The following is a 17,207-nucleotide window of genomic DNA, read 5'->3' as shown; positions in this document are numbered from 1 at the left end:
CGACGAGATCCCGGCCAAGTACAAGGGACTCCCTTGGGCCAGGCTCGGCGTGAACATCGAGGACCACTTCGACCCGCTGTACGTCGTACCGGCGGACAAGAAGGCGCAGATCCGCAAGCTGAAGGATCTGCTCAAGGACGCCGACGAGCTCTATCTCGCCACAGATGAGGACCGCGAGGGCGAGGCCATCGCGTGGCACCTGCTGGACGAGCTGAAGCCGAAGATCCCGGTCAAGCGGATGGTCTTCCACGAGATCACCCCGAAGGCGATCCAGGACGCGGTCGGCAATGCGCGTGATATCAACGACGCGCTCGTCGACGCCCAGGAGGCCCGGCGGATCCTGGACCGGCTGTACGGCTACGAGGTCTCGCCGGTGCTCTGGAAGAAGGTCATGCCGAAGCTCTCGGCGGGCCGGGTGCAGTCCGTCGCGATCCGCATGGTGGTCGATCGTGAACGCGACCGGATCGCCTTCCGTACCGCCTCGTACTGGGATCTCGACGCCGTACTGGACGCGGGCGAGGGCAAGACGCCGCGGCTGTTCCCGTCCCGGCTGGTGTCGGTGGACAGCAAGCGCGTGGCGCAGGGCCGCGACTTCGCCTCGACCGGTGAGCTGAAGAGCCAGAACACGGTCCACCTGGACGAGTCGACCGCTAGCGCGCTGGCCGTGGCGTTGCGGGACTCTTCCTTCACCGTCCGGTCGATCGAGTCGAAGCCGTACACCCGCAGGCCGTACGCGCCGTTCCGGACCACCACGCTGCAGCAGGAGGCCGGGCGCAAGCTGAACATGTCCGCCTCGCAGACGATGCAGGTCGCGCAGCGGCTGTACGAGAACGGCAACATCACCTATATGCGAACCGACTCGGTGACGCTGTCTGACACCGCGATCACCGCAGCCCGGGCTCAGGTCCGCGAGCTGTACGGCGCGTCGTACCTGCCGGACAAGCCGCGGGTCTACACCTCCAAGGTGAAGAACGCGCAGGAGGCGCACGAGGCGATCCGGCCGGCCGGCGAGGTTTTCCAGACCCCGGCGCAGACCGGGCTGTCCGGCTCGGAGTACCGGCTCTACGAACTGATCTGGATGCGGACCATCGCGTCGCAGATGAAGGACGCGGTCGGCAACAGCGTCTCGATCAAGATCGACGCCCGCGCCACCAGCGGGGAGAACTGCGAGTTCACCTCGTCCGGCCGGGTGATCACCTTCCACGGCTTCCTGAAGGCGTACGTCGAGGGCGCGGACGACCCGTCCGCCGGTACCGACGACCAGGAGACGCAGATCCCGGACGTGGCCGAGGGCGATGTGCTGCCCGCGACCGAGGTGGTCGCTTCCGGGCACGAGACGAAGCCGCCGGCCCGCTTCACCGAGGCGACGCTGATCGCGCAGCTGGAAGAGCGCGAGATCGGCCGGCCGTCGACGTACGCGTCGATCCTGGGCACGATCCAGGCGCGGGGCTATGTCTACAAGAAGGGCAACGCGCTGGTCCCGGCGTGGCTGGCCTTCGCCGTGGTCCGGCTGCTCGAGGAGCACTTCACCCGGCTGGTCGACTACGCGTTCACCGCGTCGATGGAAGACGTGCTCGACGACGTCGCCGCCGGGAACCTGGAGCGCGAGGGCGTGCTGGGCCGGTTCTACTTCGGTGACGACGGGATCGAGGGACTGCAGTCCATGGTCAGCGACCTGGGCGACATCGACGCCCGGGAGATGTCCACCTTCCAGGTCGGCCCTGCGGACAGCGGCATCGTCGTTCGCGTCGGCCGCTACGGTCCGTACGTCGAGGACAAGGACGAGCAGCGCGCCAACGTGCCGGAGGACCTGCCGCCGGACGAACTGACCGTCGAGAAGGCTCAGGAGTTGCTGAGCCAGCCGTCGGGTGTCGAGCTGGAGCTCGGTACGACGCCGGATACCGGGCTGAAGGTGGTCGCGAAGGCGGGTCGCTTCGGGCCGTACGTGACCGAAGTACTGGCCGAGGACGCGCCGAAGAGCGCCAAGCCGCGGACCGGGTCGCTGCTCAAGTCGATGACGCTGGACTCGGTGACGCTCGAAGATGCCCTGAAGTTGCTGTCGCTGCCGCGGGTGGTCGGTAAGGACCCGGAGTCCGGGGACGAGATCACCGCGCAGAACGGCCGCTACGGCCCGTACCTGAAGAAGGGCACCGACTCGCGGTCGCTGCAGTCCGAGGACCAGATGTTCGACATCACCCTCGACGAAGCGCTGAAGATCTACGCCGAGCCGAAGCAGCGCGGCCGCCGGGCCGCGGCACCGCCGCTGAAAGAGCTGGGCGAGGACCCGGCGTCCGGTCAGCCGGTGGTGGTGAAGGAGGGTCGCTTCGGGCCGTACGTCACCGACGGGGAGACGAACGCGACCCTGCGCAAGGACGACTCGGTCGACACCATCTCGCTGCTCCGCGCGGCCGAACTGCTGGCCGACAAGCGGGCCCGTGGTCCGGTGAAGAAGACCGCGAAGAGGGCGGCGGCGAAGAAGACCACGAAGAAGACGGCGGCGAAGAAGACCACGACCAAGAAGGCCGCGGCCAAGAAGACGCCAACGAAGAAAGCGGCCAAGAAGGCCTGATAGGTCAAACTGAAGTATGGCGACACCCACGAAGGGCCCGGCCGAGGTCACCGCGCAACGTCTCCGTGAGCGGGGCGAGCGGGTCACTCCGGCCCGGCTCGCGGTCGTCGAGGTGCTGGCCGGCACCGAGGAACACCTGAGCGCGGAGCAGATCGGCGAACGAGCCGAGCAACTCCGACCGGGCATCCACCGGGCGACCGTCTACCGGGCGCTGGACGCTCTGGGCGAGTTCGGTCTGGTGACACACGTCCACCTTGGTCGCGCGGGCACGACGTACCACCTGGCGGGCGACCTGGCACCACGGCACCTGCACTTGCGCTGCAGCGAGTGCGGGACGGTCTACGACGTGGCAGCCGACATGCTGGACCCGGCCCGCCGGAAGCTGCAGAAGGAACTGGGCTTCCAACTGGCCCCCGAGCAGGTCGCCCTCGTAGGCCTCTGCAAAAACTGCAGCAGCTAGCTCCCACCAGCCCGCAGTACTGGATCTGTCCATATCTGTTCATCGGTGTGGAATCGTGAACAGATCGGTCGTAGGGTCGATGCCTGTGACCTATGACCACAGTTATGTCGAAGACTTCGCGTCCGGTGCGGGTGTGCTGGCCCCGCGTGCCTGGTTGGACGATGATTCCGAGCGGATCTCGCTGACCGGCGAGTGGAGTTTCCGGCTTTCGCCGAGTCTGGCCGACGCCCCTGATGACCTGAAGGACCCGGATACGTCCTCTTGGGACACGATCAGCGTGCCGGGGCACTGGCAGTTGAGCGGGTACGGCGCACCGGCGTACACGAATGTGGTCTATCCGTTCCCGCTGGAGCCGCCGCACGTGCCGACCGCGAACCCGACCGGCGACTACGTGCGCACCGTGGAGGTGCCGGCCGACTGGGACGGGTCGCGGGTGGTGCTGCGGTTCGAGGGCGTCGACTCGCGGTTCTCCGTCCACGTCGACGGGAATCTGATCGGCTGGTCGTCCGGGTCGCGGCTGCCGAGTGAGTTCGACCTGACCTCTTTGGTTGCTCCCGGCAAGGAGATCCGGATCGCGGTGCGGGTGCACCAGTGGTCGGCCGGCAGCTATGTCGAGGATCAGGACATGTGGTGGCTGTCCGGGATCTTCCGCGAGGTCAACCTGCTGGCCTTGAAGCCCTCCGCTCCTACCGACGTTTTCGTGCACGCCTCTTATGCGGATGGCGCCGGCGTTGTGAAGGTCGACTCGGACGTGCCCGCGACCGTCGTCGTACCGGAGTTGGGCCTGGAGTTCCCGACCGGGTTCGAGACACCTGTGCCCGCGGTCGAGCCGTGGAGTGCCGAGAGCCCTCGCCTGTACGACGCAGTGGTCCGGAGCGACGGTGGTGAGGTCAGGCTGCGGATCGGGTTCCGCACCATCGCGATCGCTGACGGCGTGCTGACGGTGAACGGGAACCGGGTGCTCTTCAACGGGGTCAACCGGCACGAGTTCCACCCGGATCGCGGCCGCGCGCTGACCGACCAGGACATGCTCGACGACGTGCTGCTGATGAAGCAGGCGGGGATCAACGCGGTCCGCACCAGCCACTACCCGCCGCATCCGCACTTCCTCGACCTGTGCGACCTGCACGGGCTGTACGTGGTGGACGAGTGCGACCTGGAGACGCACGGGTTCGGTTACGAGCCCGAGCCGCCGAACCTGCCGAACCCGGTGATGGACGAGCGGTTCCGGGCCGACCTGGTCGAGCGGATGCGCCGGATGGTCGAGCGGGACAAGAACCACCCGAGCATCGTGCTGTGGTCGCTGGGCAACGAGTGCGGGATGGGCGACAACCTGCGGGCGATGTACGAGTTCGCCCACGACCGGGATCCGTCGCGCCCGGTGCACTACGAGCGGGACACTCACGCGGAGTTCGTCGATGTGTACTCGCAGATGTACACCTCGCCGGAGGATGTGGCCGCCATCGGGGAGGACGTCTCGTCGTACCGGGGGCTGCCTTTCATCCTGTGCGAGTACGGGCATGCGATGGGGAACGGGCCGGGCGGGCTGTCGGAGTACCGGGCGCTGTTCGAGAAGTACCCGCGCTGCCAGGGCGGGTTCATCTGGGAGTGGATCGACCACGGGCTACGGACTGTTGTCGATGGCAAGGAGTTCTACGCGTAAGGCGGCGACTTCGGCGAGACCATCCACGACGGAAACTTCGTCTGTGACGGCCTGCTGTTCCCGGACCGTACGCCATCACCGGGCATGCTCGAATACATCAAGGTGATCGAGCCGCTGGTGATCGTTGCTGATAGCGACGGTGGTATCGCGATCACCAACCGCTACGAGGTCCTCGACACGAGCCACCTGGTGTTCACCATCGTCACCGAGGTCCAAGGTGAGCGGGTCGGCAGCGGGAACCTGTCGGTGCCGCCGATCGCGCCGGGCGAGACCGTGGCTGTCGAGTTGCCGCCCGGGTTGATCGAGCAACAAGCGCAGAACCGGCCGGAGACCTGGCTGACAGTGGTCGCCGAACTGGCGGACGGGACCGCGTGGGCCGAGGCCGGCCACCGCGTCGCCTGGGGTCAGGTCCGGCTCGATCAGCCGGTTCAGGCACGTCACGTGGGCGCCAGGGCTGGAGAGGACGGGGCAGGCGGCGAGCAGACGGGCGCTGTGGAGCGGCTAGCCGCCGAGGGTGGTTTGGGCGCGGAGGACGGTCTGGGGGCTGTGGACGGATTGGGTGCTGAGGTCGCGGCGGCTGTCGGGGCGCGGCATGCTCGCGCCGAGAACGCCGGCGACGACATCTCGGCGGGTGTGCTGGGGATCGACGTCGGTTCGCTCGGGGTGCGGAATCTGCGGCTGGACGTCTGGCGCGCGCCAATCGACAACGACGCGATTCCTGGCGTCGCCGACGCGTGGAAGGAAGCCGGACTGCACCGGGTGCAGCACCGCGTCGTTTCGGCCGGGGTTGCCGACGGGGCTTGGGAGATCGTCACCAGGACGGCGCCGCCGGCTCTGCAATGGGGCCTGGTCGCCACTTGGCGTTGGACCCACGGGCAGGACGGATCCGTAGTACTGGATCTGTCTGTCGAGCCGGACGGGCAGTACCCGGCGACCTTGCCGCGGCTCGGGATCACCTTCGAACTGCCGACCGTCTCGAGCGTCGAGTGGTTCGGCGCCGGACCGGGCGAGGCGTACGTCGACACTCGCGCGGCTGCTGCCGTCGGCAAGTACTCCGCCACGGTCGACCAACTGCAGACGCCTTACGTCCGCCCCCAGGAGAACGGCCACCGCATCGACATCCGCTGGGCCGTCCTCGCCGCAGCCCGCCCGCTCCGCATCGAGGCCGCCCCCGACCTCTTCGGCCTGACGGTGCGCAACTGGAGCACCGCGGCTCTGGAGCAGGCAAAACACACCCCGGACCTGGTCCCCGGCGACACAACCTACGTAACCCTCGACCTAGCCCAAGCCGGCATCGGCTCCAACTCCTGCGGCCCCGCCCTCCCCGACAACTACAAACTCCACACCGCCCCCGCATCCCTCTCCCTCCGCTTCAGCTAGGGCGGACGTGCAGCACTTCAGTAGGGCGCGCAAGTGGTGGTCGAGGTAGTGCGCTGAGCGTGAAATTGCCGTGCTGTGTACGGCGTACGCGGTGTACTGCTGTGCTGGACGTCCGCGTCGAACGGCTGTCGGGGCGTGGTGACGTGGGAGCGGTCGCGGGTGCTGTCTGTGGGCCCGACTAGGCTTCGGGGCGTGCCGGAGGTGTATGACCCGTTGACTGATCCTGCACCGGCGCATGACCTGCGCGCGGTGTTGCGGATCAGGGCGTTCCGGCGGCTGTGGATCGCTTTCGGGTTGTCCAGTCTGGGGGACTGGATCGGGCTGCTGGCGTTGACCGCGATGGCGAGTGCGTTCGCGGGGGACGACTACCAGGCGGCGAACTTCGCGATCGGTGGGGTGCTGTTCCTGCGGGTGTTGCCCGCGTTGGTGATGGGGCCGTTGGCCGGGTGGGTCGCGGACCGGCTCGACCGGCGCTGGACGATGATCGTCGGCGACCTGATCCGGGCCGCGTTCTTCCTCACCATCCCGCTCGTGGGCACGCTGACCTGGCTGTTGATCGCTACCGTGCTGATCGAGGTGGTCAGCCTGATCTGGGGTCCGGCCAAGGACGCCAGCGTGCCGAACCTGGTGCCCCGGCATCGCCTGGAAGCGGCGAACCAGCTCAGCCTGATCACGACGTACGGGTCGGCGCTGCCGGCGGCGGCGATCTTCACGGCGATCACGCTCGTCACGCGTGGGCTGGGTGACTTCTCGATCGACCTGGCCGTCTACGTGAATGCGGCCACGTTCCTCGTCTCCGGTCTCGCGATCGTCTCCATCGGCGAGATCGGCCGCTCGGGAACGCATGAGCACGAGGAACATCCGACGCTGTGGCGGACGATGGTCGAGGGCTGGGCCTACGTCACCGGTACGCCGGTGATCCGCGGGCTCGTCGTCGGCATCTCCGGGGCGTTCGCGGCCGGTGCAGTCGTGATCGGACTCGGCCGCACGTACGTCGAGGACCTGCATGCGGGTGACCCCGGCTACGGCGTGCTGTTCGGCGCGGTCTTCGGTGGACTGGCGCTCGGTATGGGGTTCGCGCCGAGGTTGTTCTCCGGGTTGTCCAGGCGCAGGTTGTTCGCCGCCGGGCTGGTCGGCTCCGGTATCGGTCTGGCCGGGCTGGCGCTGGTCCAGCAGATCGAGATCGCCAGCATGATCGCCGTGGTGCTCGGGTTCTGCGCAGGTGCTTCCTGGGTCTCCGGCTACACCCTGCTCGGCCTCGAGGTGCCCGACAACGTCCGCGGCCGGACCTTCGCGTTCGTCCAGTCGGCGGTCCGGACCGTGCTCGCGGTCACCCTGGCCGTGGCGCCCTTCATCGCCGGAGCCATCGGCCGACGTACGTGGTCCATCGGTGATCGCTCGGTCAGCTACAACGGCGCGGCCCTCACCATGCTGATCTCGGCCGTCCTGGCCGGCGTGATCGGACTGATCGCGTGGCGGCAGATGGACGACCGCCCGGGGGTTCCGTTCTGGCGCGACCTGCGCCGCAGCTTCGGCAAGAGCCCGGGCGTCTACCCGACGACGGGACTGTTCATCGCGCTCGAAGGCGGCGAGGGTGCGGGCAAGTCGACCCAGTCCGCCCTGCTGGTGGATTGGCTGGAGGAGCGCGGTCAGCAGGTCCTACTCACCCGGGAGCCGGGCGCGACCGACCTCGGCAAGACGCTCCGCAAGATCGTGCTCGACCCGGCCACCGGCGACATCTCGCACCGCGCCGAGGCGCTCATCTACGCCGCGGACAAGGCCGAACACGTGGACTCGGTGATCAAGCCCGCGCTGAAGGCCGGTGCCGTCGTCATCACCGACCGGTACGTCGATTCCGCGCTCGCCTACCAGGGATCGGGCCGGGACCTGGATCTCGACGACGTCGAGCGGGTGAACCGCTGGGCCACCGACGACCTCCGCCCGAACCTGACCATCCTGCTGGACCTGCCGCCGAAGCGCGGTCTCGGCCGGTTCGAGGAGCGGGACCGGATCGAGGCCCAGTCGCAGGACTTCCACGAGCGGGTCCGGACCGCGTTCCTGGAGTTGGCGGCCGCTGAGCCGCAGCACTACCTGGTCCTCGACGCGACCCAGGAACGCGAGCAGATCGCCCTGCAGATCCAGGCCCGCTTGCTGCCGATGCTGCCGAAGGTGGGCTTATGACTGTCTGGGACGACCTGGTCGGGCAGGAGCCCGCGGTCGCAGTACTGAAGAAGGCTGTGGACGGAGCCGCGGCGCGGCAGCGGGGCGAGAGTGGCACGGCGACGGCCGGGATGACACATGCCTGGTTGATCACCGGTCCGCCCGGATCGGGCCGATCGAATGCGGGCCGGGCCTTCGCGGCCGCGCTGCAATGTGAGAACCAGGGCTGTGGTGAATGTGCCGTCTGCCGTACTGCGCTGAACGGCGCGCACCCGGACGTCTCCTTGATCCGCACCGAACTGCTGTCCATCCGGGTCAGCGAGATCCGCGAACTGGTCCGCCGGGCCGCGATGAGCCCGACCCAGGGACGCTGGCAGGTGATGGTCGTCGAGGATGCCGACCGGCTCACCGAACAGGCCGCGGACGCCCTGCTGAAGAGCATCGAGGAGCCGGCTCCACGCACCGTCTGGGTGTTGTGCGCCCCGACGGTGGAGGACGTCGTGCCGACGATCCGCTCCCGCTGCCGCTTGCTCGTACTGCGGACTCCGCCGGTGCACGCGGTCGCCGAGATGCTGACCCGCCAGGCCGGGGTGGACCCCGAGCTGGCCGGGTTCGCGGCGCGAGCGGCGCAGGGGCATATCGGCCGGGCCAAGGCGCTGGCGCGGGACGAGGAGGTCCGGGCCCGACGTACCAAGGTGCTGGAGGTTCCGTTCGCGCTCCGCGACATCGGCGCCTGCCTGAACGCGGCCCAGCAACTCGTCGAGGCCGCCAGGGACGAGGCCAAGGCCAGCGCCGCGCAGGTGGACGAGAAGGAGCGTGCGGAGCTCGAGCAGGCGCTAGGGGTCGGCACCAAGGGCGCGAAGCCCCGGGAGGCGGCCGCGGCGGTCAAGGAGCTCGAGGAGCAGCAGAAGGCGCGAGCCAAACGCTGGGAGCGGGACGTTCTCGACCGCTCGCTGGTCGACCTGCTCGCGCTCTACCGCGATGTGCTGGTCGTGCAGACCGGCGCCGGCACCGAGCTGATCAACGCCGAGTTGCGCGGGCATATCGAGCAGTTGGCCGCCCGAACAACCCCGGAGCAGACGATTCACCGGATCGACGCCCTGAGCGGTTGCCGGGAGGCGATCGAGGGCAACGTGGCACCGCTGCTGGCGCTCGAGGCGATGACGATCGGCCTGTTCGAGGGCTGAGACGCGCGTCTGAGTTGCGGACACGGCTGTAACGAAGGTAGCGGCCGGGCCGATGAGGTGGCTGGCTGGACTGCCCGGCCACCACTGTCTCCTGCCCCGGGGGAACAGTGTCCCGCCAGAAGGAACTGAATGACCCAACCTCCTCCGCCGATCCAACCTGCGCGGGCCCGCATGCCGTCCGCCGAATCCTGGCTGGAGGGCGTGCCGACGCCTGCGCAACGTCGGCTGGACCGCTTCGCCGTCGCGGCGTTCGTGGTCAGCCTGCCCGGGCTGGCGCCGATCGCGGCGGTGCTGGCGGTGATCGGGCTGCGGCGGATCCACCTGGCCGCCAGCCGCGGCCGGGCGCTGGCCTACGGTGCGCTGGCGATCAGCGGCTTGTGGGTGATCGCGATCGCGGTGGCCGCCGCGCTCGTCCTGTCCGGCGAGAAGCAGGCGGGCATCGGGCGGTCCGTCGCGATCGGGCAGGTGGCGGTCCAGCAGTGTTTCGACGCCGATCTGGAGGCGGAGACGATGCGGGTGGTCAGGATCGCCGACTGCGCCGCGGAGCACTCCGGTGAGGCCTATGCCAAGGTCAAGGCCAGTTTGACCGGGCTGTCGACGGAGAAGAAGGTCGCCGCGGCGACCCAGGAATGTGCGACGGCTTTCCAGCAGTTCGTCGGCAAGCGGTACGAGCAGTCATCGCTGGACATGTACTACGTCGTGCTGGAAGATCGTGCTGTTGCTAATGGCAACGTCCTGTGCATGCTCGGACAGCCCGGCGAGAAACTGACCGGTTCTATGCGCGGGTCACAGCGCTAGGGGGATCGCCTTGACCTACCCGCCTCAACCGCCGGATCCGAATCGGCCACAGGACACGCCCAGGAACTTCCCGACCTACACCCGCCCCGACCAACCGCAGCAACCGCCGCCGCAGCAGCAGCCGCAACCCTGGCAGGCTCCGCAGCAGCCGCCGCGGCAGGACTCGCCGTACGGACGGTCCGAGACCCGGTACGACGGACCGCAGGGACCGCCGCCCGGGGCACCACAGCCGCCGTTCGTCCCGCCGTACCAGGTGCCGCCGCAGGGCGCGCAGTACCCGGGCCATCCGCAGTACCCGCAGCCGCAGTACGGGTATGGCTATCCCGGCGACTCGCAGTACAAGACCAACGGGCTGGCGATCGCGGCGCTCGCCACCGGGCTGGGCAGCATCTTGTTCGCGATCGCCGCGCCGGTCGCGATCGGCCTGGGCATCGCCGCGTTGGTGCAGATCAAGCGCCGGCGCGAAGGCGGTACCGCGCAGGCCGTGGTTGGTTTGGTCGCCGGCAGCGCGGTCAGTGTGCTCTGGTCGATCCTCCTGGTCGCGGTGATCGCGACCGGCGTGACCGATGACGACTACGGCACGACGGACACCCCGATCTCCGCGCCGACCTTCGGCACGCCGACGACCTACATCGACGAACTGGTCATCGGCGAGTGCTACGACGAGAGCGGCGGAGAAGACGAGGTCGAACTGGTCGACTGCGGCTCGCCGCACGAGGCCGAACTCTTCGCGATGGTGATCCTGCCGCCCAGGACGTGGCCGGGTGAGAAGGAGGTCCGCAAGGAGTCCCAGGCCGCCTGTGACAAGGCGTTTCTGCCGTACGTCGGCATCGCGGCGACCTCTTCCGTCCTCGACTCCGTGGTCTGGTACCCCGAGGAGGACGCCTGGTCGAGTGGGGATCGCGAGGTCTTCTGTACGGCCTACGGCGCCGACGGTGACGACCTGACCGGCAGCGTCAAAGGCACCAAGCGCTGAATCCGCCACTGCGGCGGATTGTGTGCGATGCCCTAGTCTGGCCGCGTGGGCATGGTGATGGCTGTGTCGTTCGAGCGGTACGGACGGCTCTACTACCTCGACCCCGGCCCGCATCGACCGCGGGTCGGGGAAAAAGTGCTGGTCCCGACCGACGACGGGCCGGAGGTCGCCGAGTGTGTCTGGGCGCCGCAGGTGGTGACCGAGGAGATCGGTGGGCTGCCGCTGTGTGAGGGCATCGCGACGACGGCCGATCTGGACCGCGACGAGCAGAACCGTCAGCGCCGGGCCGATGCCAGGCTGACCGCCAAGCGGCTGATCCGCGAGCACGGGCTGCCGATGAAGGTGGTCGGCATCGACTTCGTGGACCGCCGGGCGGATGTCGACCAGCTGGTCATCATCTACTTCTCCGCGCCGCACCGGGTGGATTTCCGCGAGTTGGTGCGGGATCTCGCCCGCGGGCTGCGGGCGCGGATCGAGCTGCGTCAGGTGGGCGCGCGGGACGAGGCGAGGTTGCAGGGCGGGATCGGCCCGTGCGGGCGCGATCTGTGCTGCGCGACCTTCCTGAAGGACTTCGAGCCGGTCAGCGTCCGGATGGCGAAGGACCAGGACCTGCCGCTGAATCCGTTGAAGATCTCCGGTGCCTGTGGGCGGCTGATGTGCTGCCTGAAGTACGAGCACCCGCTCTACCAGGAGTTCAACGCGAAGGCGCCGGCCACTGGTACTCCGGTCGAGACGCCGGCGGGTGATGGGGTCGTCGTCGGGCACAACGTCCCGAGCGACACGGTCGTGGTCCGCTTGGCAGCCTCGGGCCGCCGCTGCGCCTGCAGCCGCGCCGACGTGTGCTCCCCCCGCCAGCAGTACGAAGCCTCCAGCACCACCACCCCGGACGCACCACCCACCGAAGACCTCACCTTGCTCGAGCGCAGTGAGCTGTCCCCAGCAGCTGAGCCGATCTCGCGAGCCGAGCCGGCAGGTCCGGCCTCGCCGCCTGCGGCGGCGACCGAGGATGGCGGTTCCACTGAGCAAGCCGCTCGCTCCGCGCAGCCTGCGGAGGCTGCACCGCTCGAGGAAACTGGCGAGACGGCTCAAGCTGAGCGGCGGCGGAAGCCGCGGCGTCGGCGGCGGTTGAGCCAGGGCGATGGATCAGATGACACGGGAGACAGCTCGCAGTGAAGACGCGCAGGACGACCGCATCGGTTGCAGCTCTGGTGGCCCTGGCGGTGGTGGCGAGCGGTTGTGGGGTGGCCAGCCGGGCCCAGGACGCCGATACGGGCGGCTCCGTGCCATCGGCCGGCGGGACCACCCAGGCGCCGGCGGGTCCGGTCCCGACCGGGCTGGAGAAGTTCTACCAGCAGAAGCTGGACTGGGAGCGCTGCGGTTCGGGCACCCAGTGCGCCACGATCAGCGTGCCGCTCGACTACAGCAAGCCCAACGGCGAAGCCATCGAACTGCGAGCTCGCAAGGTTCCGGCGAAGGATCGCACCGGCAAGGTTGGCACGCTGTTCATCAACCCCGGCGGTCCGGGCGGATCCGGCGTGGACTTCGCCGCGTCGGCCTCGTTCGTGCTGGGGGCGCCGCTGCTGCGCAAGTTCGACGTGATCGGCTGGGATCCGCGCGGTGTCGGCGAGTCCACTCCGGTGAAGTGCCTCGACACCGAGCAGCTGGACAAGGTCATCGCGACCGACGGCAGCCCTGACAACGAGGCCGAGATCAACGAGCTCGAGACTCAGTCGAAGATCCTGGCCGACGGTTGCGAGCAGCGCTCGGGCAACCTGCTGCCGCACGTCTCCACCAAGGACGCCGCCCGCGACATCGACGTACTGCGCGGCATCGTCGGCGACTCCGAGCTCTACTACCTGGGCATGTCCTACGGCACGTTCCTCGGGGCGACCTACGCGGAGCTGTTCCCGAAGAACGTCGGCCGGCTGGTGCTCGACGGCGCGATCGACCCGTCGACCACGGCGGAGGAGAACGGCATCGCCCAGGCCAAGGGGTTCGACACCGCGTTGGATGCCTTCGCGGCGGACTGCGCGCAAAATGAGTGCCGGCTGGGCAGTACGAAGGCAGAAGTGCTGGCCGCAGTCGACAAGATCCTCACCGAGACCGATGCCAATCCACTCCCGGGGAGCGGCGGCCGCGACGTCACCCAGGCGCTCGCCGTGCTCGGAGTGATCTACCCGCTCTACAACAAAGGCCTCTGGCCGCGGCTCGAGGAGGCGGTGGCCAGTGCGCTGACCGGCAGCGGAGCCAAGCTGCTCACACTGGCCGATCAGTTCACCAGCCGGGAGGCGCGCGGCTACACCGACAACGCGAACGAAGTGATCTACGCGGTCAACTGCATCGACCGCCCGGACCTCGCCTCGGTCGCTCAGGCCAAGGCGGAGGAGGCGAAGTACGAGACGGCGTCACCGCGGTTCGGCTCGTACCTGCTCTGGGGTTCGCTGACCTGCGCGAACTGGCCGGTCAAGCCGGAGGACAAGCCGCGGGAGATCAAAGCGGCCGGTGCCAAGCCCATCGTGGTGGTCGGCACTACCCGCGACCCGGCAACGCCGTACGCGGGGGCCGTGGCGCTGGCGAGTCAGTTGGAGAGCGGGGTGCTGATCACGCGGGACGGCGACGGCCACACCGGCTACAACGAGGGCAACGAGTGCGTCGACAACGCGGTCGAGAGCTATCTGCTGCAGGGCACTCCACCTACCGCTGACCTGAAGTGCTGAGCCCGGCGGCTTAGCCCGGGCGAGAGTCGTCGGCGTCCTCGGGCAGCACCAGGGTCTGCGTGGCGTGGTCGAGAACAGCCTGCAGACCGGCCTGGTCCTGCGGGCGACCGCCGACGGTGATCTCGATCAGCGAGCGCCGGCCGTCGTCGGCGGCGAGCCAGCGCGACATCCCCAGCCGCGGCCCGCGGACCTTGTCCACGTAGGTGTAGATCAAGGTGCCGTCAGTGCGGCTGAGCACCTTCAGGTCCTGCTCGTCGATGCTGTTGGCCCGGGATTCCACCATCTCGTCCGGTGACTGCTTGGTCCCGCGGGCATCGAACCGGAGCTGCCAAACGCCCGTCGGGTCGAGGTAGCGGGGCCTGGTGCCGGTGACGGTGCTCTTCCAGCCGACCGGCACCTCGGTGCTGACCGGCGCCTGCTCGGTGCCGAAGTTCTGCATCGCGTACTGCAGGGAGCCTGCCTGTAGCCCGTCTGTCGGGCCCGGCGTGGTGGAGATGGACGGCGTGGTGACCACGGTGGCGGACGAGTCCGCCGTCTGGTCATTGATCGCCAGAACCGTGCCGAAGACGGCCACACCGACAGTCATTCCCGCCAATGTCGCCAGCAGCGCCTGGTGCCTGGGCGTGAGCATCCGACCTCCGCTTCCCTACTCGGTCGCTCCTCGATTATCAGCTACGGAAGGGTCTAGAACGAAACCCGGCGTACGCTGGCCCGTCGTGGAGATCGAGGAAGCGTTGCGCCGGTACGACGCCGGCGAGGCCGAGCGGGCCGACCTCAAGCTGCTGGTGAAGGAATTGCTCAAGCTGCTGGTGGCGAAGGCGCCGGGCCACGCGGTCGAAGTACGGGTTCCTCCGTATGGCGCGGTGCAGTGCATCGAGGGGCCGCGGCACACCCGCGGTACCCCGGGGGCGGTGGTCGAGCTGCCGCCGGAGATCTGGATCGACCTGGCGCTCGGCCGCCTCGGCTGGGCCGAGGCCCGCGCGACCGGCAAGGTGCGGGCCAGCGGCGAGCGCACCGACCTGAGCCCCCTGCTACCTCTCCTGGCTCTGTAACTACGGACCCACCACCCCGGTCCGGCATGGGGAACAGGTTCGTCCCGGGTGGACGGAGATGACACCATGTGCCGGTGGCAACAAGTCTGCGGTCCCGGCTGGACCGGCTCCGGGTCGATCTGACCCCGTGGCGCAGCTCGCACGACTTTCGCATCCTGGTGGTCGCCGGCTCGGTGTTCTTCCTCGGCGGCATGGTCGGATACGTCGCGTTGCCGTTCCAGCTCTACCAGCTGACCGGCTCGAACTTCGCGGTCGGCGCGATGGGACTGGTGACGATCGCGCCCCTGATCGTCTTCGGCCTGTACGGCGGAGCGCTGGCCGATCACGTGGATCGCCGGAAGCTGCTGATCGCCACCGGCGTCGCCCAAGCGCTGATCTGCGCCCTGCTGCTCGGCAACTCCCTGCTCGACAATCCCCATGTCTGGCTCATCTACGTCTGCGGTGGCCTGAACGCGATCGCCACGTCCTTGCAACGCCCCAGTCGAGAGGCCTTGCTGCCACGGGTCGTCAAGCACGAGGAGGTGCCCGCGGCGGTCACTCTGAGCTCCCTGACCGCGCAGGTCGGCCAGCTTGCCGGCCCCGCGTTAGGCGGCGTACTGGTTAGCACCGTGGGCGTGACGTGGGCCTTCGCCGTCGAGCTCTCCGGTCTGGTGATCGCCACTTCGCTCTACCTGCGCCTGGGCTCGTACAAGGCTCGCGAGCACACCACGCCGCCCAGCCTGCGCGCGATCGGCGAGGGCATCGGCTACGCGTTCCGGCGGCGGGATCTGCTCGGCACCTACCTGGTCGACATGGTCGGGATGGTGCTCGCGATGCCGATCGTGCTGTTCCCGGCCTTCGCGACGGAGGTGCTGAAGGAGCCGAAGCTACTAGGCCTGCTCTACAGCGCCGAAGCGATCGGGGCGATGGTCGCCACTCTGACCAGCGGCTGGGCCCGGCGGGTCCATCATCAGGGCCGTGCCGTGGTGCTCGCGACCATCGCCTGGGGTGCCTCGGTCGGGATCGCCGGACTCGCGCCGAACATCTGGGTCGCGATCGCCTTCTTCGCCGTCGCCGGTGGCGCGGACATGGTCTCGGTGCTGTTCCGCTCGGTGATCTGGAACCAGACCATCCCCGACGAGATGCGCGGCCGGCTGGCCGGGATCGAGATGCTCTCGTACTCCCTCGGCCCGCTCGGTGGTCAGACCCGGTCCGGACTGGTCGCCGACCTGACCACCGTCCGTACTTCGATCGTCAGCGGCGGCGTGCTCTGCGTCGCCGGAGTGATCGCCACGTCGGTGTGGCTGCGCGACTTCTGGCGGTACGACGCCCGCACGGACGAGCACGCGGTCCGCGAACGCGAACTCCGCGCAGGCAGACCCTCGTGAACTAGAGTCGGGTCACCATGCGTATCCGTCCAGTCGCCGCATTCCTCGTAGTGTTCGCCCTCGCAGGCTGCAGTAGTCCGGGGAACGAGACAGCGCCGAACGTGCCGCCGCTCGTGTCGGTGAGCACCACCCCGACCGAGACGCCCTCGGAGACACCGTCGCCGACGCCGAGCGATCCGGCCAAGGTGGCGGACACCTTGTGCGTGCGGATGGACCAGACACTGGTGCAGACCACCCTCGCGGTCCCCGTGGTCACGATCCAGCCGAACGCGGTTCCGGCCGAGATCGGCCTGCCGACGTACGACATCTGCCAGCTGGCCCTGAGCACCAACCCGACCGGCCCGGTACTGCGCCTCGGCATCTCCGCCTTGCCCGCGACCAAGGCCGATCTCACAGCCGCACAGAAGGCGTACGCCGCCACCAAGGGGCAACCGTCGCAACCAATTGCCGTGGGGCAGGGTGGCTTCGTCACGAGCAAGTTCGCCGTCTTCCTGTTCAACGAGCGGCTGTACAAGGTCGAGGGGCCGGCCGCGACGCCGACGAAGTACGTGGCGTTGGCCCAGGAGGCGGCCCGGCAGGCTCCCGGCATCCCGGAAATGCCGCTGCTGATCACCAAGGAAGAGTGCAACCGCGGGACGGCAGCAGCCGCCACGGTGATGGGGACTCCCGCGACGATCCGGCGCGACAGCGAAACGGCCGCCGGTGATGTGGTGTGCGGCTGGATCACTGGGACCAGCGTGCTGTACTCGACCGCGCGCCGGGTGACCGGCGCGGCGCAGGCGATGACCGCGATCCGCAAGGCGCCCACCTCGCAGCCGGTCCCGCTGGGTGACGAGGGCTACATCGACACCGCGACCGGCCGCGGCACGCTGCGGGTC

At 68.7% G+C, this 17,207-nt stretch carries 13 protein-coding genes and 1 pseudogene; 13 read left to right on the top strand and 1 reads right to left on the bottom strand.

All coding sequences use genetic code 11. From position 1 onward, the window contains the following. The 10 genes and pseudogenes from topA to VFG33_RS27590 form a co-directional block, all read left to right on the top strand. On the top strand, positions 1 to 2,569 hold a 2,569-nt coding region (gene topA / locus VFG33_RS27635; RefSeq protein WP_325055891.1), incomplete at its 5' end, for a type I DNA topoisomerase. A gap of 16 nt (positions 2,570 to 2,585) precedes the next feature. Then, positions 2,586 to 3,029 carry a Fur family transcriptional regulator gene (locus VFG33_RS27630; protein ID WP_325055890.1) on the top strand — a complete coding sequence of 148 codons (444 nt, stop codon included), beginning with the start codon at positions 2,586 to 2,588 and terminating at the stop codon, positions 3,027 to 3,029. 79 nt (positions 3,030 to 3,108) lie between these two features. Next, positions 3,109 to 4,797, top strand: a pseudogene (locus VFG33_RS27625) (glycoside hydrolase family 2 protein); the annotation flags it as partial. Then, positions 4,777 to 6,072 (top strand): beta-galactosidase small subunit family protein, encoded by a 1,296-nt coding sequence (locus VFG33_RS27620; RefSeq protein ID WP_325055893.1) that lies wholly within the window; start codon positions 4,777 to 4,779, stop codon positions 6,070 to 6,072. The pseudogene VFG33_RS27625 and the gene VFG33_RS27620, both read left to right, overlap by 21 nt. 192 nt (positions 6,073 to 6,264) lie before the next feature. Then, positions 6,265 to 8,253, top strand: coding sequence for a dTMP kinase (gene tmk / locus VFG33_RS27615; RefSeq protein WP_325055889.1), 1,989 nt, complete (start codon positions 6,265 to 6,267; stop codon positions 8,251 to 8,253). Continuing rightward, entirely contained in the window at positions 8,250 to 9,419 is a 1,170-nt protein-coding gene (locus tag VFG33_RS27610) for a DNA polymerase III subunit delta' (RefSeq protein WP_325055888.1), read from the top strand. Before tmk ends, VFG33_RS27610 begins: the two co-directional genes overlap by 4 nt. Before the next feature lie 129 nt (positions 9,420 to 9,548). After that, entirely contained in the window at positions 9,549 to 10,217 is a 669-nt protein-coding gene (locus VFG33_RS27605) for a septum formation family protein (protein WP_325055887.1), read from the top strand. 10 nt (positions 10,218 to 10,227) lie between these two features. After that, complete coding sequence (locus VFG33_RS27600) at positions 10,228 to 11,193, top strand: DUF4190 domain-containing protein (protein WP_325055886.1); 966 nt, start codon at positions 10,228 to 10,230, stop codon at positions 11,191 to 11,193. Positions 11,194 to 11,244: 51 nt separating this feature from the next. Beyond that, positions 11,245 to 12,366, top strand: a complete 1,122-nt coding sequence (locus VFG33_RS27595; protein ID WP_325055892.1) for a PSP1 domain-containing protein — start codon at positions 11,245 to 11,247, stop codon at positions 12,364 to 12,366. Next, positions 12,363 to 13,910, top strand: coding sequence for an alpha/beta hydrolase (locus tag VFG33_RS27590; protein WP_325055885.1), 1,548 nt, complete (start codon positions 12,363 to 12,365; stop codon positions 13,908 to 13,910). The genes VFG33_RS27595 and VFG33_RS27590 overlap by 4 nt, the downstream gene beginning before the upstream one ends. A gap of 10 nt (positions 13,911 to 13,920) precedes the next feature. Here VFG33_RS27590 and VFG33_RS27585 read toward each other — a convergent pair whose 3' ends face one another. Next, positions 13,921 to 14,541 carry a hypothetical protein gene (locus tag VFG33_RS27585; RefSeq protein ID WP_325055884.1) on the bottom strand — a complete coding sequence of 207 codons (621 nt, stop codon included), beginning with the start codon at positions 14,539 to 14,541 and terminating at the stop codon, positions 13,921 to 13,923. Positions 14,542 to 14,626: 85 nt separating this feature from the next. Between VFG33_RS27585 and VFG33_RS27580 the strand changes: the two genes are divergently transcribed. The 3 genes from VFG33_RS27580 to VFG33_RS27570 all read left to right on the top strand — a co-directional run. Next, the gene (locus tag VFG33_RS27580; RefSeq protein WP_325055883.1) at positions 14,627 to 14,962 is read left to right on the top strand and encodes a sterol carrier family protein; all 336 of its coding nucleotides are present in this window, start codon (positions 14,627 to 14,629) and stop codon (positions 14,960 to 14,962) included. Positions 14,963 to 15,036: 74 nt separating this feature from the next. Continuing rightward, positions 15,037 to 16,329 (top strand): MFS transporter, encoded by a 1,293-nt coding sequence (locus VFG33_RS27575; RefSeq protein WP_325055882.1) that lies wholly within the window; start codon positions 15,037 to 15,039, stop codon positions 16,327 to 16,329. A 17-nt stretch (positions 16,330 to 16,346) separates the two neighbouring features. After that, a partial coding sequence (locus tag VFG33_RS27570) for a hypothetical protein (protein ID WP_325055881.1) occupies positions 16,347 to 17,207 on the top strand: 861 nt, incomplete at its 3' end.

The organism is Kribbella sp. (genome assembly GCF_035687465.1).
In the GTDB taxonomy this organism is placed as follows: domain Bacteria; phylum Actinomycetota; class Actinomycetes; order Propionibacteriales; family Kribbellaceae; genus Kribbella.
This window is presented reverse-complemented; position numbering and strand designations above follow the sequence as displayed.

Bases quoted from the DNA above. Each gene is read 5' to 3' on its own strand.
- VFG33_RS27595 (WP_325055892.1), top strand. From the start codon at position 11,245: ATGGTGATGGCTGTGTCGTTCGAGCGGTACGGACGGCTCTACTACCTC.
- VFG33_RS27630 (WP_325055890.1), top strand. From the start codon at position 2,586: ATGGCGACACCCACGAAGGGCCCGGCCGAGGTCACCGCGCAACGTCTC.
- VFG33_RS27610 (WP_325055888.1), top strand. From the start codon at position 8,250: ATGACTGTCTGGGACGACCTGGTCGGGCAGGAGCCCGCGGTCGCAGTA.
- VFG33_RS27605 (WP_325055887.1), top strand. From the start codon at position 9,549: ATGACCCAACCTCCTCCGCCGATCCAACCTGCGCGGGCCCGCATGCCG.
- VFG33_RS27620 (WP_325055893.1), top strand. From the start codon at position 4,777: ATGCTCGAATACATCAAGGTGATCGAGCCGCTGGTGATCGTTGCTGAT.
- VFG33_RS27585 (WP_325055884.1), bottom strand. From the start codon at position 14,541: ATGCTCACGCCCAGGCACCAGGCGCTGCTGGCGACATTGGCGGGAATG.